Annotated in this window: 15 protein-coding genes and 1 tRNA gene; 10 read left to right on the top strand and 6 right to left on the bottom strand. The window is 67.5% G+C overall.

Annotation, left to right across the window (positions count from 1 at the left end):
* The first annotated feature begins 1 nt into the window (after nucleotide 1).
* From AC1MFI_RS07760 to AC1MFI_RS07740, 5 genes are all read left to right on the top strand, one after another.
* Nucleotides 2-949 (top strand): metallophosphoesterase, encoded by a 948-nt coding sequence (locus AC1MFI_RS07760; protein ID WP_479820551.1) that lies wholly within the window; start codon nucleotides 2-4, stop codon nucleotides 947-949.
* Nucleotides 950-1,059: 110 nt separating this feature from the next.
* The gene (locus tag AC1MFI_RS07755) at nucleotides 1,060-2,883 is read left to right on the top strand and encodes an ABC transporter ATP-binding protein (RefSeq protein WP_479820550.1); all 1,824 of its coding nucleotides are present in this window, start codon (nucleotides 1,060-1,062) and stop codon (nucleotides 2,881-2,883) included.
* The gene (locus tag AC1MFI_RS07750; protein WP_479820548.1) at nucleotides 2,880-4,748 is read left to right on the top strand and encodes an ABC transporter ATP-binding protein; all 1,869 of its coding nucleotides are present in this window, start codon (nucleotides 2,880-2,882) and stop codon (nucleotides 4,746-4,748) included. Before AC1MFI_RS07755 ends, AC1MFI_RS07750 begins: the two co-directional genes overlap by 4 nt.
* A 97-nt stretch (nucleotides 4,749-4,845) precedes the next feature.
* Nucleotides 4,846-4,922 (top strand) — tRNA-Pro (locus AC1MFI_RS07745).
* Nucleotides 4,923-5,024: 102 nt separating this feature from the next.
* The gene (locus tag AC1MFI_RS07740) at nucleotides 5,025-5,861 is read left to right on the top strand and encodes a formate/nitrite transporter family protein (RefSeq protein ID WP_479820547.1); all 837 of its coding nucleotides are present in this window, start codon (nucleotides 5,025-5,027) and stop codon (nucleotides 5,859-5,861) included.
* A gap of 31 nt (nucleotides 5,862-5,892) precedes the next feature.
* Here AC1MFI_RS07740 and AC1MFI_RS07735 read toward each other — a convergent pair whose 3' ends face one another.
* Complete coding sequence (locus AC1MFI_RS07735) at nucleotides 5,893-6,792, bottom strand: phosphoribosylaminoimidazolesuccinocarboxamide synthase (RefSeq protein ID WP_479820545.1); 900 nt, start codon at nucleotides 6,790-6,792, stop codon at nucleotides 5,893-5,895.
* Nucleotides 6,789-8,081 carry a phosphoribosylamine--glycine ligase gene (gene purD, locus AC1MFI_RS07730; RefSeq protein ID WP_479820544.1) on the bottom strand — a complete coding sequence of 431 codons (1,293 nt, stop codon included), beginning with the start codon at nucleotides 8,079-8,081 and terminating at the stop codon, nucleotides 6,789-6,791. Before purD ends, AC1MFI_RS07735 begins: the two co-directional genes overlap by 4 nt.
* 111 nt (nucleotides 8,082-8,192) lie before the next feature.
* Between purD and AC1MFI_RS07725 the strand changes: the two genes are divergently transcribed.
* Complete coding sequence (locus AC1MFI_RS07725; protein ID WP_479820542.1) at nucleotides 8,193-9,863, top strand: molybdopterin-dependent oxidoreductase; 1,671 nt, start codon at nucleotides 8,193-8,195, stop codon at nucleotides 9,861-9,863.
* 138 nt (nucleotides 9,864-10,001) lie between these two features.
* On the opposite strand, the gene AC1MFI_RS07720 is transcribed toward AC1MFI_RS07725, so the two are convergent.
* On the bottom strand, nucleotides 10,002-10,403 hold the full coding sequence (locus AC1MFI_RS07720) for a hypothetical protein (RefSeq protein ID WP_479820541.1): 402 nt from the start codon (nucleotides 10,401-10,403) through the stop codon (nucleotides 10,002-10,004).
* A 189-nt stretch (nucleotides 10,404-10,592) separates the two neighbouring features.
* On the opposite strand from AC1MFI_RS07720, the gene mobC reads away from it, so the two are divergent.
* The 4 genes from mobC (at nucleotide 10,593) to AC1MFI_RS07700 (ending at nucleotide 13,860) form a co-directional block, all read left to right on the top strand.
* Nucleotides 10,593-10,898 (top strand): plasmid mobilization relaxosome protein MobC, encoded by a 306-nt coding sequence (gene mobC / locus AC1MFI_RS07715; RefSeq protein ID WP_479820540.1) that lies wholly within the window; start codon nucleotides 10,593-10,595, stop codon nucleotides 10,896-10,898.
* On the top strand, nucleotides 10,895-12,460 hold the full coding sequence (locus AC1MFI_RS07710) for a relaxase/mobilization nuclease domain-containing protein (RefSeq protein WP_479820539.1): 1,566 nt from the start codon (nucleotides 10,895-10,897) through the stop codon (nucleotides 12,458-12,460). The genes mobC and AC1MFI_RS07710 overlap by 4 nt, the downstream gene beginning before the upstream one ends.
* 91 nt (nucleotides 12,461-12,551) lie before the next feature.
* Nucleotides 12,552-13,229: a hypothetical protein gene (locus AC1MFI_RS07705; RefSeq protein WP_479820538.1), complete on the top strand. Its 678-nt coding sequence runs from the start codon at nucleotides 12,552-12,554 to the stop codon at nucleotides 13,227-13,229.
* A 139-nt stretch (nucleotides 13,230-13,368) separates the two neighbouring features.
* Nucleotides 13,369-13,860 (top strand): SRPBCC family protein, encoded by a 492-nt coding sequence (locus AC1MFI_RS07700; protein WP_479820537.1) that lies wholly within the window; start codon nucleotides 13,369-13,371, stop codon nucleotides 13,858-13,860.
* Between the two features lie 42 nt (nucleotides 13,861-13,902).
* Here AC1MFI_RS07700 and AC1MFI_RS07695 read toward each other — a convergent pair whose 3' ends face one another.
* Genes AC1MFI_RS07695 through AC1MFI_RS07685 form a run of 3 tightly spaced genes read right to left on the bottom strand, consistent with a single transcriptional unit; the run spans nucleotide 13,903 to nucleotide 18,763 of the window.
* Nucleotides 13,903-14,985, bottom strand: a complete 1,083-nt coding sequence (locus tag AC1MFI_RS07695; protein WP_479820536.1) for a patatin-like phospholipase family protein — start codon at nucleotides 14,983-14,985, stop codon at nucleotides 13,903-13,905.
* Nucleotides 14,982-17,453, bottom strand: a complete 2,472-nt coding sequence (locus tag AC1MFI_RS07690; RefSeq protein ID WP_479820535.1) for a ThiF family adenylyltransferase — start codon at nucleotides 17,451-17,453, stop codon at nucleotides 14,982-14,984. The genes AC1MFI_RS07695 and AC1MFI_RS07690 overlap by 4 nt, the downstream gene beginning before the upstream one ends.
* Nucleotides 17,450-18,763 (bottom strand): ComEC/Rec2 family competence protein, encoded by a 1,314-nt coding sequence (locus tag AC1MFI_RS07685; RefSeq protein ID WP_479820534.1) that lies wholly within the window; start codon nucleotides 18,761-18,763, stop codon nucleotides 17,450-17,452. Before AC1MFI_RS07685 ends, AC1MFI_RS07690 begins: the two co-directional genes overlap by 4 nt.
* Nucleotides 18,764-18,781 lie beyond the last annotated feature (18 nt).

Raw genomic sequence — 18,781 nt, 5'->3', positions numbered from 1 at the left:
CGTGAAATCTACTCAGACATCCCGGAGCGGGGCACCGCTCGGCTGGGCGGCAGGGCTCACCCTGACCACCGCGGCCGCAACCCTCGCCTACGCCTCGGCTGTCGAGCGCACGCTGTACCAGCTGCGCGAGGAGACGCTTCCCATCCTCCCGGAAGGCGCCGCTCCCCTGCGGGTCCTCCACCTCTCGGACATCCACATGGTGCCGGGGCAGAAATCGAAGGTCGACTGGCTGCACAGCCTGGCGAGCCTGAACCCCGACCTCGTGGTGAACACGGGCGACAACCTCAGCCACAAGAAGGCCGTAGGACCGCTGCTCGAGGCACTCGAGCCCCTCCTGAGGTTCCCGGGCGTGTTCGTCCCAGGCTCCAACGACTACTACGCACCCGTGTTCAAGAATCCCCTGCGGTACTTCGCGGGTCCGTCGATCGCGCTGAAGGAGGCCCAGGCACAGGACCTGCCGTGGGCGGACATGTTCAGCGCCTTCGGCGCCGCCGGCTGGGTCGACCTGACCAACCGCTCGCAGTCCGTCGGCTTCAGGAACTTCCGCATCGACTTCACGGGTGTGGATGATCCCCACCTCGGCCGGGACCGGTACGCGCCCTACCCTCCGGGCAGCAGCACCTCGGCCGAAGCGCCCCACATCCGTGTCGCGGTCGCGCATGCTCCCTACCAGCGCGTGCTGGACTACTTCACCGACGGCGGGGCGGACCTGATCCTCGCCGGCCACACGCACGGCGGACAGGTCTGCATCCCGGGTTACGGAGCCCTCGTCAGCAACTGCGACCTCCCGACCTGGCGGGCGCGCGGCCTTACGCAGTGGGACTTCAACGGTCGCAGCGTTCCGCTCAACGTGTCCGCGGGCATCGGGACGTCACGCTTCGCGCCCATCCGCTTCGCCTGCCGGCCCGAAGCGGTGCTCCTGACGCTTACTCCCCGGAACTCGCCCTAGCCGCACTTCGTGTTTCTTCGGGCCTGGAGAACGTGACGGGCGTTACAGCACCGCTGTCCTAGGATGGTTGCTGAGGGACACCAACAACCATCGTTCACCGAAGAGATGGCATGAAGAACCAGAACACCCTGTGGGAATCGCTCGGTCGGCTCTATCCGCACGTCCGGCCCATCATCCCCCGGCTGCTGCTCGGACTGTTGTGTGCCCTGGGCGCGAGCGTCATGGCGCTCGCCATCCCCCAGGTCCTGCGCGTGCTCATCAACGACGCCTTGGCCGAAGGCGGGTCGGCCCGCACGGTATGGATCGCCTCCGGGGTCGTGCTGTTGCTCGGGGTCCTCGAGGCCACCTTCGTTGCGCTCCGGCGCCAGTTCGTCATCGCGCCGGCAACGACGGTCGAGACGAACATGCGTACGTCCTTCTACCGCCATCTCCAGGACCTGACGGTCGAGTTCCACGACCGCTGGGGCAGCGGACAGCTGCTCTCCCGTGCCATGAGCGACCTCAACCTCATGCGCCGGTGGATGGCCTTCGGCCTCATCATGCTGGTGGTCACCTCGCTGACCGTGGTGATGGGAGTGATCGTCATGTTCCTCACGAGCTGGGCGCTGGCCCTGATCTTCGTCGCGGCCGCCGTACCCCTCATGGTCTACGGGTACCGCTTCCGCACGTCGTACAGCCGCGTCTCCCGCAAGAGCCAGGACCAGGCAGGCGACCTCGCCACGACCGTCGAGGAATCGGTGCACGGCATCCGCGTCCTCAAGGCCTTCGGGCGGAGCCGCGAGGCGCTGGAGGACTTCGAGGAGCAGGCGGAGGAACTCCGCCGGACCGAGATCGTCAAGGCGAAGTCCCTCGCGAACTTCTCCATGATCGTGACCCTCCTGCCCGAACTCGCGCTCGGCGCCTCACTCGTGGTCGGCGTGGCCCTGGCGGCTGACGGAGACGTGAGCATCGGCGCGCTCGTGGCCTTCTTCGCGACGGCGGCCGCCGTCGCCGGTCCCGTCGAGTTCATCGGTCCGCTCCTCGCCATGACCTTCACGGCGAAGACGGCGATCGACCGGCACTACGAAGTCATGGAGTCGGAGATCACCATCACCGATGCCGCGGAGCCCGCCCACCTCGAAGCGCCCCGGGGTGGCGTCGTGTTCCACGGAGTCCACTTCCGCTATCCCGATGCGCAGGACGAGGCGGACGATGTCCTCGACGGGATCGACCTGCAGTTGCGGGCAGGCGAGACGATGGCACTGGTCGGGGTCACCGGCTGCGGGAAGAGCACCCTCCTCCAGCTCGTGCCCCGCCTGTACGACGTCACCGGTGGCGGCATCAGCATCGACGGCGTGGACCTGCGGGACTTCACCCTCGGTGAGCTGCGGACCCTCGTGTCCGTCGCCTTCGAGGACACCACGCTCTTCTCCAACTCGGTCCGGGACAACGTGCTGATGGGCTCCGACGCCGCCGGTGACGAGGCCGAGCGGGTCCTCGCCGAAGCTCTCGAGGTGGCACAGGCGCAGTTCGCCTACTCCCTGCCCGAGGGGCTCGACACGCTCATCGGCGAGGAGGGACTCAGCCTGTCCGGCGGCCAGCGGCAGCGCATCGCCCTCGCGCGTGCGATCGCAGCCCGCCCCGCGGTGCTGGTGCTGGACGATCCGCTCTCGGCCCTCGACGTGGCCACCGAGGAACGCGTGGAGGAAGGCCTCCGTGCGGTGCTGAGCTCGACCACCACGCTCATCGTGGCGCACCGGCCCTCCACCGTGGCCCTCGCGGACCGCGTGGCCCTCATGCAGGACGGACGCATCGCCGATGTCGGCACGCACTCCGAACTGCTCGCACGCAACGACCACTACCGCTACGTCATCGCCAGCCTCGACGACGAGGAGATCGCGCAGCTCGGACGCGTACCCCGACCCGCGCACGACGACGAGGAGGCCCTGGCATGAGCCGCACCACCACAGCGCCCGGAGGGTCACCGAAGGACAGGGACGCACGGGACGACGGCGCCACCTCCTCCGGTGTCCTCAACGAGGACGACGTCCTCCTCGACCGGGCCCAGAGCAGGTCGGTGCGCTCCAGGTCCTTCCGGCTCCTGGGGTCGCTGATCCGGCCGAACCGCGGGCAGTTCGTCTGGACCGTCCTGCTGGTGGTCATCTCCCAGGCGGCGCGCGTCGCAGGACCAGCCATCATCGCCTTCGGGATCGACCGCGCACTGCCCTCCCTCATCGCGGGCGATTCGCTCCAGCTGTGGGTGGCCGGCGGCACCTACCTCCTGGCCGCGGTGCTCGCCTCCGTGCTGACCGCGGGTTACGTCCGCGCAACCGCCCACTTGAGCCAGGCCATGCTGCTGGACCTCCGCCTGCGGGTCTTCCGCCATACCCAGCGCCTGAGCCTCGAATTCCACGAGAAGTACACGTCCGGCCGGATCATCTCCCGGCAGACCTCGGACCTGGAGGCGCTCCGTGAACTCCTGGACTCGGGCGTGAGTTCGCTCGCCTCGGGTGCGATCTTCATGCTCTTCACGGCGGCCACGATCTTCGCCCTCGACTGGCGTACGGGCCTGCTGATCCTGGCAGCCGCTGTCCCGATGTTCTTCCTGGCACGCTGGTACCAGAAGCACTCCCAGATCGCGTACCGCGAGTCGCGGGTGGTGTCCGCGAGGCTGATCGTCCACTTCATCGAGACGATGACCGGCATCCGCGCAGTGAAGGCGTTCCGCCGCGAAGCGGCCAACGCCCGGCGCTACGACGAACTGGCGGAGGACTACCGCAAGGTCACGGTCCGCTCCATCAACCTCAACGGCGTCTTCCAGCCCGGGCTCGTGCTGATCGGCAACGTGACCGTCGCCGTCGTGCTCGTGGTCGGCGGATTCCGGGTGCTCGGCGGCAGCCTGGAGGTGGGCGCCCTCCTCGCCCTGATCCTCTACAGCAAGCGCTTCTTCCAGCCCGTGGACCAGATGGCCATGTTCTACAACTCCTTCCAGTCCGCCGCTGCCGCGCTCGAGAAGGTCTCCGGCCTCCTCGAGGAGGTGCCGACCGTCCGGCCCCCGAAGCATCCGGTGGCCCTGCCGAATCCGCGGGGAGAGATCGCCTTCCAGGGCGTGGAATTCCGCTACGGGAACGGGCCCGTGGTGCTGCCCACCATGGACCTGTCCATCCGCGCAGGGCAGACGGTGGCCCTCGTGGGCCAGACCGGCGCGGGCAAGTCCACCCTGGCCAAGCTCATTGCACGCTTCTACGACGTATCCGAGGGCAAGCTGACGCTCGACGGCGTGGACCTCCGCGACCTTGCGCCGAATGACCTGCGGCGCGCCGTCGTCATGGTCACCCAGGAGGCCTTCCTCTTCAGCGGGTCGGTCGCGGACAACATCGCCCTGGGCAGGCCCGAGGCCGGCCGGGAGGAGATCATCGCCGCTGCGCGGGCCGTGGGCGCGGAGGGGTTCATCCTCGACCTGCCCGAGGGCTTCGACACGGACGTCAACAAGCGCGGCGGGCGCGTCTCCGCCGGACAACGCCAGCTGATCAGTTTCGCGCGTGCGTTCCTCGCCGATCCGGCGGTCCTCATCCTCGATGAGGCGACCTCGTCGCTCGACATCCCCAGTGAACGCCTCGTGCAGGAGGGCCTGCAGAAGCTGCTGGGCAACCGGACGGCACTCATCATCGCGCACCGGCTCTCCACCGTGGCGATCGCCGACCGCGTGCTCGTGGTGCACGACGGTCGGGTGGTGGAGGACGGGACGCCTGCGGAGCTGATCGGCGGCACCGGTCGGTTCGCCGCGCTGCACGCGGCGTGGAAGGACTCGCTCGTCTGATCCGCCCCGCTCAGCGGCCCGGTTTTCCTCGCCGCTGATCCTCGGCTATTCTTGGACAGTTGCTGTTCGGCGGGCCAAGGCCTGCCGGGTGCGACACCGGGGTGTGGCGCAGCTTGGTAGCGCGCGTCGTTCGGGACGACGAGGTCGCAGGTTCAAATCCTGTCACCCCGACCAGAGTGGATCACGGGAAGGGCCCGTCGGCGGAAGCCGGCGGGCCTTTCGCGTCGTTCCCAGGAGGTAGCGTGGGACCAGCCGCGAAGGCACGAGGGAGGCGCAGTGGGCGAGGAACGCAGGCGGGAACTGGGCGAGTCGGATGCACCCGTCGAGGACGAACTGAAGGAGTCCTTCGACAGGACGGTCGGCGAGGGTGCCGAGAGACTGCATCGGACCATGAGGAACATCCTCGTGACGGGCGTCTTCGGGGGCTTCGAGATAGGCCTGGGAATCATGGCCTACCTGGCCGTCATGCACGAGACGGGGAACCACCTGCTAGCCGGGCTGGCGTTCAGCGTGGGCCTCGTAGCCCTCCTCCTCGCGCACAGCGAACTGTTCACCGAGAACTTCCTCATGCCGGTCGCGGCTGTCGTGGCCAAGGAGGGCAGCGTCGGGCAGTTGGGCAAGTTGTGGGGCGGCACCCTCGTGGCGAACCTCGCCGGCGGGTGGGTCTTCGTCTGGATCGTCATGCAGGCCTTTCCGCAGTGGACCGGCACGGTGAGTGAGAGCGCCCACCACTATGTCGACGCACCCTTCTCACTGCAGGTCGTGGCGCTGGCGGTGCTGGGAGGCAGCACCATCACCCTGATGAGCAGGATGCAGCAGGGCACGGACAACGACGTCGCCCGGGTGGTCGCGACGGTGATCGGCGGCTTCCTCCTCGCAGGCCTCCAGCTGTTCCACTCCATCCTGGACTCGCTGCTGATCTTCGCGGCGATCCATTCGGGCTCCGACATCACGTACGTGCAGTGGCTGGGCTGGTTCGGCTACACCTTGCTCTTCAACGTCCTCGGCGGGATCGTCCTCGTGACGCTCCTGCGACTGGTCCGCACGAAGGAGCTCATCGACAAGAGCCGCGCTGCCGCACCGGAGGATCCGGAGGCGAGGCACGGAGGCTGATCCGACCGCTCGCCCCGGCGGGCGCGGAGCCTCAGGCGAACGTGCGCCCCGTCAGCCGCTCGTACGCCTCGACGTAGCGGGCGCGCGTGCGCTCGACGACGTCGTCGGGCAGTGCCGGCGGCTCGGACCGACGGTCCCAGCCGGAGGCGTCGGAGGTGAGCCAGTCGCGCACGAACTGCTTGTCGAACGACGGCTGCGCCTGCCCGGGCTCGTAGAGGGCGGCGTCCCAGAAGCGCGAGGAGTCGGGCGTCAGCACCTCGTCGCCGAGCGTGATGCGGCCCGTGACGGGGTCGAGCCCGAACTCCACCTTCGTGTCCGCGAGGATGATCCCGCGCTCCCGGGCGATCGCCTCGGCCCTCGTATAGATGTCGAGGGTCAGCGAGCGGAGTTGCGCAGCTGCGTCGTCACCCACGGCCATGACGACGGCGTCGTACGTGATGTTCTCGTCGTGCTCCCCCACCTCGGCCTTGGCCGACGGCGTGAAGAGCGCCGGTTCCAGGCGTGAGCCGTTCACCAGGCCCTCGGGCAGCGGCAGGGAGCACACCGTCCCCGACTCCCGGTACTCGAGCAGCCCGCTGCCCGTCAGGTAGCCACGGGCGATGCACTCGATCGGGTACATGATGAGACGGCGGCAGATCATGGCCCGGCCCTCGACGGCGGAGGGCACCCCGCCCGCCACATCGGAGGCGATCACATGGTTGGGGATGCCGGTCAGCCGTTCGAACCACCAGAGGCTCAGCTGCGTCAGCACACGGCCCTTGTCGGGGATCTCGGTCGCCAGGACGTGGTCGTACGCGCTGATGCGGTCGCTCGCGACCACGAGGACGACGTCCTCGCGCCCGTCCGCCGGCTCGTACAGGTCGCGGACCTTGCCCGAGTAGACGTGGCGCCAGCCCGGCAGGTCCAGGTGCGGAGGGGCGAAGGCGCTCATGCCGGAGCCGCCGCGGGTCCCGTGACCGTGACCTCGGCGCGCGAGGCCTTCAGCGCGATGTCCGTCCGGAACTGCCCGCCCTCGAGCTCGATCAGCGAGAGGCTCTCGTAGGCCGTGGAGCGGGCGGCCTCGAGGGAATCCCCGAGCCCGACGACGGCGAGCACGCGGCCGCCGGCGCTGACCACCTTGCCGTCGCGAAGCGCTGTGCCGGCGTGCAGGACGTGCGCGCCGTCGACCTTCGCGGCCTTTCTGAGGCCCCGGATACGGCGTCCCGTAGCGGGGGTGTCAGGGTAGTTCTCGGAGGCGAGCACCACGGCGACGGCCGTCTTCGGCGACCAGTTGAGCTGGTCCACCTGGTCGAGGGCGCCCTTGGCCGCCGCGAGCAGCACGCCTCCCAGCGGCGTCGTCAGGCGGGCCAGCACGGCCTGGGTCTCCGGATCGCCGAAGCGCGCGTTGAACTCGATGACCCGCACGCCGCGCGAGGTGAGGGCGAGCCCCACGTAGAGGACGCCGGCGAACGGCGTGCCGCGGAGGGCCATCTCGTCGATGACGGGCTGCGCCACGCGGGCGATGACCTCGTCCACGAGGCCTGCGGGGACCCACTCCAGCGGTGAGTAGGCGCCCATGCCGCCGGTGTTCGGCCCCTGGTCGCCGTCGTGGATGCGCTTGAAGTCCTGGGCGGGTGCGAGCGGCACCACCGTGCGACCGTCGGAGAGGACGAACAGGGACACCTCGGGTCCGTCGAGGTACTCCTCGATGACCACCGTGCCGCCGGCCCGGAAGCACGCCGAGGCGTGGGCGCGGGCCTCGGCGAGGTCCTCGGTGACCACGACGCCCTTGCCGGCAGCGAGGCCGTCGTCCTTCACCACATAGGGGGCGCCGAAGGTGCAGAGCGCCTCCGTGGCCTCCTCGTCCGTCGCGGCGACGCGCGCCATGGCCGTGGGGACGCCGGCTGCGGCCATGACCTGCTTGGCGAACGCCTTGGACGCCTCGAGCTGCGCCGCCGCCCGCGTGGGCCCGAAGACGGGGATCTCCGCCTCCAGCAGGGCATCGGCGACGCCCGCGGCGAGGGGTGCCTCGGGGCCGATGACCACGAGGTCCGCGCCGAGCCGGCGGGCGAGGTCCGTCACGACGGCGGGATCGTTCGCATCGACGTCGTGGGTGGTCACATCCTCGGCGATACCGGCGTTGCCGGGGGCGGCGTGCACCTCGCGGACGAACGGGTCGGCCAGCAAAGCCCGGACGATGGCGTGTTCGCGGCCTCCGGGGCCCAGCACAAGAACCTTCACAGTAGGACAGCGTACTGGAGGTACACGAGCCCACACAGCATGGAGTCCCTGTTACGGCGCCTCGCCGCTCCCCCTACCCATACCCGCTGCGTCCTTCTCCGAATACCTCGCATGAGCAACTCCACCAAGCACCGCCGCGGCACGGTCCTCCTCGCCGCCCTTGCCGGGATCGTCGCTGCCGGCGTGGTGCTCGGTGTCGCAGAACTCGTCGGCGCCTTCTTCCGCGCGAGCGCCACTCCCGTGATCGCCATGGGCTCCACCTTCATCGACTTCACGCCGCCGTGGATGAAGGACTTCGCGATCGACACCTTCGGCACCAATGACAAAGCGGCGCTCCTGGTCGGCATGGGCGTCACCATCGCGATCCTTGCGGCCGCCCTCGGCGTCGTGGCCTATCGCCGGTGGGCGCTCGGTGTTGCCGGGGTGCTCTTCATGGGAGCGGTCATCCTGGCGTGCGTGCTGACTCGCGCGGGGGCCTCATTGCCGGACGCCGTCCCGACGGTCGTCGGCACGGCCGCGGGCCTGCTCGCCCTGCGCTGGCTCGTCGCCCGCCTTCGCCACGCCGCCGTCCCTGCCGTCACCGCAGGCGCCGTCCGTTCCGCGACACCTGCTCCTGCCGGTGTCACCGTGATCGAACCCGGCACCGCATCGGACGACGTCGTCCCCCCGTCCGGCAGGCGATCGGCGGCACCGGCCGCGGGGCCAGCCGGGACCACGTCCCGCCGCGGTTTCTTCGCCGCCGCCGGGGTCACCGCCGTCGTCGCTGCAGCTGCCGCCGGCGGCGGGCGACTGCTGGCCGGCGCCCGCAACAACATCGCCGCGCTGCGTGACGGCCTCCGGTTCCCCGCTCCCGCCAGCCCCGCGCCGGCGCTCCCCGCGGGCGTGCAGTCCCCCGTTCCGGGCGTGACACCCTTCGTCACCCCGAACGGGGACTTCTACCGCATCGACACCGCGCTCAGCGTCCCCCAGCTGACCACCGACGATTGGGTGCTCCGGGTGCACGGCATGGTCGAGGAGGAGTTCGAGCTGTCCTTCCAGGACCTCCTCGACGCCGACCTGATCGAACGCCACATCACGCTGACCTGCGTGTCCAACCCGGTGGGCGGCTACCTGGCCGGCACCGCGAAGTGGCTGGGTTACCCGCTGCGCGAGGTGCTGGCGCGGGCAAAGCCCCTGGACGGCGCGGACATGGTCCTCTCCACGAGCTCGGACGGCTTCAGTGCGTCCACTCCCCTGCCCGTGCTGCAGGATGACCGCGATGCCATCCTCGCCGTCGCGATGAACGGCGAGCCGCTGCCGGTGGAGCACGGGTTCCCCGTCCGCATGGTGGTGCCCGGGCTGTACGGGTACGTCTCGGCGACGAAGTGGGTCGTGGACCTGGAGGTCACCCGCTTCGCGGACAGGACGGCGTACTGGACGGATCGCGGCTGGTCCGAGCAGGGCCCCATCAAGACGATGGCCCGCGTGGAAGTCCCGCAGTCCTTCGCGTCCGTCGACGCCGGCAAGGTCATGATCGGTGGCGTGGCGTGGTCGCAGCAGCGCGGCATCACGAAGGTCGAGGTCTCCGTGGACAACGGCGACTGGGAGGCCGTGACCCTCGCGGCCGAGGCATCCGTGGACACCTGGCGGCAGTGGTCCCACGAACTGGACCTCGAGCCCGGCCTGCACACCGTCAGGGCGAGGGCGACGGACGCGGCCGACGGCGTGCAGACCGACGAGCGCGCGGATACCGTGCCGAACGGGGCCTCGGGCTGGCAGTCGGTGCAGTTCACGGTCAAGTAGCCGCCCTTGCACGGAAGGCTGCAGAGCCTGCGCCCACCGGATGACCGTCCTCTCCGGTGGGCGCAGCCGCAACGTCCAGGGGTGTGAGCTCGGGAGGCTCAGGTGGCCGGCTGGAGCACGCCCGACCCCACCATGGCCTCACGGATCGGCGACGATGGCGCTGATGGCACTGCGCAACGCCGGTTCCTGGACCGGGATGCCCAGGAACACCGTGGCGCTGATCAGTCCGTCGACCAGTCCGACGATCAGAGCAGACTTCTCCTCCGGTCGGCTGGCACCGATGGAACTCAGAGCGTCCGCACCCCACGCGATGAGTCGTCGCCGTCCGTCCGCCAGCGCTGCTGCGGAGGACGGAGCGTCCGAGGCATGGACCAGAAGTGCCTGGCGGGCACGCGCGTACTGCCGGCCGCTGGTTCCGGCCGCTGACACGAAGCCGGCCAAGTTACCGGCTAGGTCCTCCGCGGTCTCAGGAGTCGAGCTCTGGAGCCGCTCCAATCCCCGGTAGTCCGCTCGTACCAGAAAGTCGACGACGGCGCTCACCAGAGCCTCCTGCGTTCGGAACAGATTCGACGTCGAACCGAGCGGTAGGCCTGCCTCGCGGTCCACCGCGCGATGGGTCAGCGCTCGCGGGCCGCCCGCGGCGAGCAGGGACACGGCAGCGGCACATAGAGATTCTCGACGTTCCACACGACAAAACTACACCTGTTGTGGTTGTACGTGCGGGTGTCGATGTCGGAGCTGGAGCGTGCTCAGCTGCTGCAGTTGGAGGCTCAGACGGGTCTGTCGCCGTCCGCGATCCTCGTCGACGCCGCGCTCGGTTCCGGTGACCCCGCGGTCCTGACGGTCAAGAAGCAGGAAGTCGTGACGCTGCTGGAGATTCGCCGGCTGGTGGGAACGGCGGCGAACAACGTGAACCAGCTGGCACGCCACGCGAACGCCACCGGCGAGGTCAAGGACAGCGCCCTGGCAGCCGTGCAGGAAGCACGCCGACTCATGCGCCAGATCGAAGCGAAGATGTACGAGTTGAAGCCATGATCCCGAACATCACCAAGGGTTCCCGCACTGTCGGGCTGATGAAGTACCTGGTCGGTCCAGGCAAGCGCAATGAGCACACCGACCCGCACCTCGTGACGGGCAGTCCGGTCATCATGTCGTGGTTCGATGACGCCCAGCTCAACGACCAATCCGCGGTCCTGGTCGCGGATGAAGTAGACCTCAACAAGCACATCAACGACGTCGAGATGGACAACCACGACTGGCACTGCTCCCTGTCACTGCGCGCTGACGAGCGTCCCGTCAGTGACCGCGAGTGGGCGGACATGGCGGAGAAGTTCATGGACGACATGGGTTTCACCGGAAGCGACGGCAAGGCACCCTGCCAGTGGGTCGCCGTGCACCACGGCACGAGCACCGCCGGTAACGACCACATCCACATCGTCGCCTCCCGCGTCCGTGAAGACGGCACGAAGTGGAGCGACTGGCCCGACTTCCCGAAGGCACAGACCGCCGCCCGGAACCTCGAAAAGCAGTTCGGACTCATGGAGCTGGGACAGCACTCCGAGCGCGGTCTGAAGCCCGCCGAGCAGCTGACGGACCGCCGTACCGGGAACCCTATCGAACCGGCCCGTCACCGCATGGAGCGCGTCGTCAGGGCTAGTGCTGTCGCCTCTGAGAGTGAAGCCGAGTTCGTGCGCCGGCTACGCCGCCAGGAGCTGCTCGTCAGTGCCCGCTTCGCTGACGGTGGCCGCTCTGTCGTCACCGGATACTCCGTTGCGGAACGATCATCGAAGGGCATGGACCCGGCGTGGTTCGGTGGCGGGAGGCTGGCAAAGGATCTCACTCTTCCAGCGCTGCGCACCGAGTGGTCGGATACTCCGGAGGCGTCTCAGGAAGCAGCAGAGGAACGGTGGGCTGCCAAGCGTCACCAGCGCATCGTTCACGCGCAGGCCCCGGACATGCTTCGTGGTCCTCGTGCGACGACTGTGTTCGGTCGTGCGATCGACGAGGAAGCAGCGCGGAAGCTTGCGCTCGACATGGCCAAGGCTCGCAACGTCATGTCCTCAGTGGCCCCTGATGATCACCAGACGTGGGTGCACGTGGCCCGGGAAACCTCCGGCGTCCTCGATGCTTGGTCGAAGGCCACGGAAGCCGAACCCGGACCCCTTGCACAGGCGTCGCGGGCCCTGGCCCGGTCGGCGCACCGCTCCGGTGTCACAATCTCAGAACCCGTACAGGCCCCGCTGAGAATGACCGGTACAGCTGCGTTCCTCATGGCCGCAGCGGCCGCACCGTCACCGGTCGCGCAGGCGCTCATCATGCAGCAGGTCGTGCGCACCATCCGCCTCCTGCGGGACATGCAGCACAGCAACAATGACCTGCGTGAAGCCCGGGTGCTGACCGACAGCGTGCGTCAGCAGCTCGCCATCGTCGCAGCACCGCTGCCCGAGGTGCCAGAGCCCCAGCTGCCGACACCCGAAGGGATGACGCCGAAGGCCGTCCGTCCACTGACCGAAGCGCAACCGACGATCATGGTGCCGCCTCGAGCCAAGCAGCACCAAGGGCACGGTAGGGGTAATGACCAGGAGATGGGGAGATAGAAGAATGAATCACGACGCACCAGATGGAGCCGAAGGACTGTTCCGGCCTCAGCTGCAGTCTGCACTAGCTGTAGCCGGCCGACTTGGAGAGATGCTGGCACGCCAACGTGCCGAACGGAACGAACAGATGCAGCGCGCCGAGGAAGCGCAGCGCCGGCAGCTCGAGGAACGATTCGAAGCCGAGCGAGCAGTCATGCGCACCCAACTTGCGGCAGTTCACCAGCCGCAGTTCTGGGAATCAGCTCGCCCCGAGGACATCGCCTCGCACTACGCAATGGCCCAGCAGTGGGAGAAGCTCGACACCATGGCACTGGCCTCCCGCGAGCACATGCACGATGAGATCCGCACCAGGTACAAACTGACCCCCGAGGAGTACCTCGAGGCACATAAGGGCGGCCAGGAGAACGACGTCGAGCTGGAGCAGGCATCGGAAAACAAGGACGCTCAACGCGACCATGCGGCCGCTGAGCAGCAATCAAGCGAGGTCATCCGCGGGAACCTCCAAAACGATGTAGATACCCAGAACGCAGCCGCGAACTCGGAGGAGTTGTGGGACTCAGGAGACCGCCGCGCAGCCCTGGCCGACACACTGATGACCCAGTTCGGGGACGACGCCGCCGCACGCGAAGGAGTCGAAGCCTTCCTCGCCGCAGACCTCAGCAACGGCACCCCACCATCTGCATCGGTCACGACCACCAAGCGACCCTTCCAGGGACGGCCAAAGACGCCCCATACGCCAGCCCGTGAGAAGAGCTTCGGCCTCGAGTAACGCGGCCGAAGGGTTGTGATGCGGCTGCTCCCGCGACATGAGGAGGCATCATTGCTCATCGAAATAGCGATGGGTTGCTTTACTGACGGCTAGCTACTCCGTCTTCGAGTGGCGTTTTAGACAGAAGGGGGAAGGTAGCTTGCTCATCCAGCGCACGAAGGACGAGGTAGTTCGGGTCTCACACTCCACCCATATTTCAGCCTCACCAGCTGAAGTATGGGCGCTCATCCGGCCAGCAGAGGCCGCGCTGTTCCTAGACCCATCGATCGTCCGGGCTTTCCATGTGCCAGGCACCCCAGATGGGGTAGGGGAGATGCAGGGATTTATAGCCTCCCGCGATGGTGCTGAACACGTTCAACTCATCGAAGTCGTTGAGGAAGTCCCCGAGAGCCACGCTGTAGTGCGATACCTAGCGACCAACGACCCGACAGCTAGAACGAGCTATCAACTCACGGCGAACGCTTCAGGAACAACCCTCGAGTACGAACACGCCTTCACGGTCCCAGGTGTGCACGTCAGATCGATCCCGGCTCTCCGGAGACAGCATGACCACGCGGCGATCACCTTCCTAAGTCGGGTGAAGTACATCCTCGAGGAGGACCGGCGACCCCGCCGGGGACGGCATCGCTAAGTAAGGGTGAACCAGGGCGAAGCCGCTAGTTGTTGTGGGTCATTACGTTGGTGACACGCCGAGGTCGGGCGTGTAGGCGGTGATGAGTGTGCGCGTGAGTTGTTCGCCTCTCAGGGCGAGTGCCTCGAGGTCCGTTTTGGTCATCGCTGCGAAGTTCGTGGGGTAGGCGTGCACGGCGCGGCGCGGAACGAGATCAGCCACAGGGGTTGGGAGCCGGTGGTCCTGCATTCCGAGGTAGACGTGGATGAAGCCCTTGATCTCGGCTCGCTCACCGGCGAGGTGGATGCGGCTGCGGGCGGCGTCTTGGGACTTGGTGTGGGTGATGTCGAAGCTTTGTGCGAGTCGTCCGGTGAGGAAGCGCGATGCCGTTCGTGCGCCGCGTCCTCGACCAGCGTCAACGGCCATTATGTAGTCCAGGTCATAGACGTGAGGGCTGTACCGGGTGGACCTACCGGGTAGCAGTGGGGCAACGCCTAGGTTGTCGTAGACGCCGCCATCGGTCATCACGAGCGTCTCGTTGTGGCGGGTGCCGTCGGTCCGTTCGAACGCATAATGCCGATGGAGGGCGGGGAGCAAAACGGGGAACGCGGCCGAGGCAGCGACGGCTTCGGCGACCCTCACCTCATCGAGGATGCGTCCGTATGGCGAGGACGCACTCAGGGCGCTGCCGAACCTAACGGCGTTCCCGGTGCTCATGTCGGTGGCGGAGATGATCGTGTCTAGGCCGGTGTGCGTGACGTCGGTCATCTGTAAGGCGCCGAATGGGCGTGCGGCCAGTGCCTCGACGAGGGCGTCGGTGCGGGAGTAGGAGCGTCCATGCCGTGTGCCGAGGGTACGCATCGTGCTGAACGTTGAGCGCAAGGCGGCGCGTGGGGTGAAGGCGCGGCTGACGAGTTCATTCTGTAGGCCGCCTCGGAGCAGAGCGGTGACCGTGTCGTCGAACTCGTCGAACCGTCGGGGCCCGTAGGCCCACAGTGCCGTCAGGAGGCTGCCACCGCTGATGCCGGAGACGACGCTGATCTTGTCCAGGACGTCGCGGTCGTGGAGGGCTCGTAGTGCGCCGAGACCGAAGGCTGCGGCGCGAAACCCGCCGCCGGACAGGGCGAGGCCGATTTTTGCGGTCATCGGTGGTCACCCGAGCGCTCATGCTCGTCGTCTGAGGCTCTGTGGCTCGGGTAGGCGTATCCGCCCGGGAACCATGCGCTGGTCGAGATGAGGTGGGATGCGATCGGCCCTTCGGGCCGGGACTGGGTCGTACGGTTCACCACGCGCACGTATAGGTCGGGTGGTGTGCCTGTCTCCAGCCATGCCTGCCAGGTGGTGCTGCGTCCACCGAGGATGAGCATGACGGCTCGGCGCCCCGTACCGTCGGGCGAGACGATGTCAGCCATGCCGGCCTCGTCGGTGCGGCTCGGTGAGGCGATGCCGTTCGGATGGGTGTGCCACATGCCGACGAATCCGACCCGGTCGACGGTCGCGGTGCGGATGTTCGTGACGATGTCCTGGGTGCCCTCGATACCGTGGTCGAAGTACGTCGCGGACAGGTGACTGTCGGGCGACGGGCCGGTCGCGCTATCGATGTAGACGGTCTGGGTGGCTTCATCGAGGCTGCCCAGGATCATTCCCCCGGTCTCAATGCGTTCCCCGCGTACCCGTCGTCCTCGCCGCGCCTCGGTGCGCATCTCGGTCAGCGCCCGTTCGCTGATGCACACGTTGTACTCACCGGTGTGGTCGGTGAGAGTGAGATCGTTTGGCCAGGTTAACGGCACGGGTCGAGCACCTGATGCTGTGGGTGCCAGGTCGCAGCCGACCGCGGACATCGGTGCTGCGTTCGTGTCGGCGACGATGACCAGGGCGGCGGAGAACAGGGTGGATGCCAGTGCCGTGACCTCGGCTGCTGCGCCGGTGAAGGTGGGAGCTGAGCAGCCTGGCTCGGGGAAGAATCGATCGGCGCGCGGCGGGTTCGGGAACAGGTCTTCTGTGATCGCTTTCCACCCGGGGGGTGAGATGGTGACGGTGTCGATGGCAAGGCGACGCAGGATGTCGTGGCCGCTGCCGGTAGCTCCGGGCATCGAGACCGTGGCGATGCCTCGCTGCGCGGTGTGCCCGAAGAGCGCGCTGATCATCGGGGGCCAGTGTTCGCGCGTGACTGCGCGTGCGCGTTCGATCCCGACCCGCACCCCGATGTCGGCGGTCGCGTCGATGATGAGGTCGTACTCGAGCAGTGTTGCGGGATCGGCGAGGGTGCCGGTCACGATATCGAACCTGGAGCTGGTGACGGTGAGGTCTCGGCGGATACGAGACAGCCGCTGCGCGAGTCGTTCGGCCTTGTTATAGCCAATGTCCGCGTCGTCGTAGGGCTGCCGGACCAGGATTCCGGGCGTGACGACGCCCTTGTCGACCACGTGCAGCTGCGCCACGCCGGCGCGAATGCAGTGTTCCGCGATGGGTGCGCCGAGGGCGCCGCATCCCAGGATCAGCACCTTGCGGCCCGTGAGCCATTGGGAGGGCGATCCGGAGTCGCGGCGTCGGGTCACCTCTGAGCGGGCTTCATGAATGACCATCCACTGAATCTTTGCGAAGCCCAGCCAGCTCTTCGCCAGGTCGTGCACTTGTTGGGTGAGCTCGACATGTTCGGGGCTGACGTCTTGGAGTAGATCAGTGATCTGCGCCCCCAGGTCATCCAGAAGCCAGGCCGTGACGTGAGCTAGCGCCTGCCCGGGGTTGAGCCGGCGTGCGGGGGTGCCGAGCAGCATCATGGCGGGGACGGCACCGTCTCCGTCGAGCGCGACACCGACTGCTTTGTTGATGGTGCGGGCGGTCACGAAAGCCCGCAGCAACTCGTCGCGGCTGTACCCGTAGGTCTCAAGCGAGGCCGCAAGGGCGTCGGCCGTGCTGGGGTATTCCATGTCGAGGGTGTCGCTGATCAGTACCAGCGGGGCAGCGAAGTGAGCCGTGCCGTCCTCGTCGCGGGCCCGCAGTTCGTCAGCCATCAGACGCTGGTAGACCTGCGGCCCAGTCAGCCACTCCAGCACATCGATCCGTTCGCCACGCTGGGCGCACCAGGCGAATAGCAGGCGCACCCGCGCGGCATGAGGTTCGGTGTTCGTCCAGGGGGCGAGGTCGCCCAGATCTGGTCGGACTACGACCCAGCCGTTCTTGTACGAGCTGTAGGCGACCGGCGGGTGCAGCGGCTGACCGGCCGGGTCGAGCTCCCCAGCCGCAGCACGCTGCAACCAAAGGTTGAGCCGGCCGATCAGGCCGCGCATCCCGTCTGCAGGGTTCCACTCCACCGAAGGAGCCGCGTACAGGCACAAGACGCGTCCCCACTGCACATGGGGCGTCCCTGCCCATCGCCGGTGCGTGACGTAGACGTTTGGATGCGCCAATGGGAAGGAATGCCCGACAAGGATCTCGAATCGTTCCCGCGCGCGCACGCGGATACCCGGCCCGCGCGTGATGACCCCGGAGGTGTCGAGGGAGACGGTGAAAGTGGTCAGGCCCTTGTCATCGTGCTCGACTCCCAACAGCTGGATCGCGCCGCTGCTAACGTCAGCGAGATCGGACAGCTGCCGGTGAGCCAGCTCGCTCAACGGCCAAACCCGACCGGCGTCTCCGGGGCACTGCTGCCGCCCCGGTCGGCAGCGACCGCCGCGTCGACACGCTCCGGGCCCGCACCCGACGGCGCAGCGGCTTCGGCGATGGAAATCGCGTTACCAGCGGCAACGGCGGCTGCCGTGATGGCAGCGAAACGACGACCAGTCGCCGAGGCGGCCAGCTCACTTTTGGCCTCGGTCGCAGCGCTGTGGACGAGGTCGCCACGAATGACGCGTGCGCCGGCCGCGTCAACGCCGAACACGACTGGGGACGGTGCCGCTTCGTCGACCCAGGACATGGTGCAGATGACCTCGTCCGCGATCTCCGAATACCGATCCGCTGCCATCCGATGGGGTGGGTTATGCCCATCGACATCCACGTCGGGGAACACTCCGCTGCTGCATACGACGGTCCCATTCGGGCGGGCGTTGCGCTCGAACGCGTTGAGGACATCCAGCTGGAGCTGTTCGTTGCCGTCGCTGTCTCTCTCGTACATCACGCGCTTGGAGCAGTGATGGGGGGCCAGAAGCAGATCCCACGCCAGGTACTGTTCGCGGTTGTAGTACTCGCTGTAGTCGAAGATCTTCATGATCGTGTCGTGGGCCAGGTCTCCGAACAGCAGCACCTTGCCGTCGACGCCGGTCTCGTCGGTCAGGGTGACCTGCATGGACAGCGACGTCTCGTTCCGCGCCGATGCGGCGTCGTCCTTGAATGGCGCGTGGATGAACGCCTCAAATACGCCAGCTCGCTCGTGCCCGTCCAGCACAGTCAACGATTTTCCAGGCCACGCGAGGTACTCATCCGGCAACTCGTCATAGGCATGGGAAGTGTGCTCGTCGTCGTACCCAATAACCCGGATGCGATCGCCACTGGTCGGGGCCGCTCCGGCGTTCACGGCTTCCATCGTTGCCGCGATGCGTCGCTCGGACTCTTCCCGGAAAGCGATCGCGTCGCTGCACAGAGCCGGAGCGTCTGGGTCGTTGTACTCGCGCCACAACCGGGGCGTGGACCACAGTTCACCGATTCTGACCCGGTCAACTAGGTCCGCGAAGCCTAAACAATGGTCCTTATCAGCATGTGTCAGCGCGAAGGTCGCCAAGTACGGCATACCGTCTATCTCCGGCAACGCCTCGATCAGACGGTCGACCACCGCGACCTCAGGCATAGCCTCATCATCGGCCTTCGCCATGTCATGCAAATCGACCTGCAGCACAACGAGGTCGTCAACGACGACCGTCGTGCTGTCGCCGGTGCCGACCGGCCAGAACACCACACCACGGGCAGGGAGCCCCTCAGACTGGACCACGCGATTGCCTCTCTAGCC

Source organism: Arthrobacter sp. BC5 (assembly GCF_056680255.1).
The sequence above is the reverse complement of the archived record's forward strand: the minus strand, read 5'-3'. Positions and strand labels throughout refer to the sequence as shown.

What these genes read in the sequence shown, in the direction of transcription:
- AC1MFI_RS07755 (WP_479820550.1), top strand. Translation starts at nt 1,060, where the DNA reads ATGAAGAACCAGAACACCCTGTGGGAATCGCTCGGTCGGCTCTATCCG.
- AC1MFI_RS07750 (WP_479820548.1), top strand. Translation starts at nt 2,880, where the DNA reads ATGAGCCGCACCACCACAGCGCCCGGAGGGTCACCGAAGGACAGGGAC.
- AC1MFI_RS07735 (WP_479820545.1), bottom strand. Translation starts at nt 6,792, where the DNA reads ATGAGCGCCTTCGCCCCTCCGCACCTGGACCTGCCGGGCTGGCGCCAC.
- AC1MFI_RS07725 (WP_479820542.1), top strand. Translation starts at nt 8,193, where the DNA reads ATGAGCAACTCCACCAAGCACCGCCGCGGCACGGTCCTCCTCGCCGCC.
- mobC (WP_479820540.1), top strand. Translation starts at nt 10,593, where the DNA reads ATGTCGGAGCTGGAGCGTGCTCAGCTGCTGCAGTTGGAGGCTCAGACG.
- AC1MFI_RS07710 (WP_479820539.1), top strand. Translation starts at nt 10,895, where the DNA reads ATGATCCCGAACATCACCAAGGGTTCCCGCACTGTCGGGCTGATGAAG.
- AC1MFI_RS07705 (WP_479820538.1), top strand. Translation starts at nt 12,552, where the DNA reads ATGCTGGCACGCCAACGTGCCGAACGGAACGAACAGATGCAGCGCGCC.
- AC1MFI_RS07695 (WP_479820536.1), bottom strand. Translation starts at nt 14,985, where the DNA reads ATGACCGCAAAAATCGGCCTCGCCCTGTCCGGCGGCGGGTTTCGCGCC.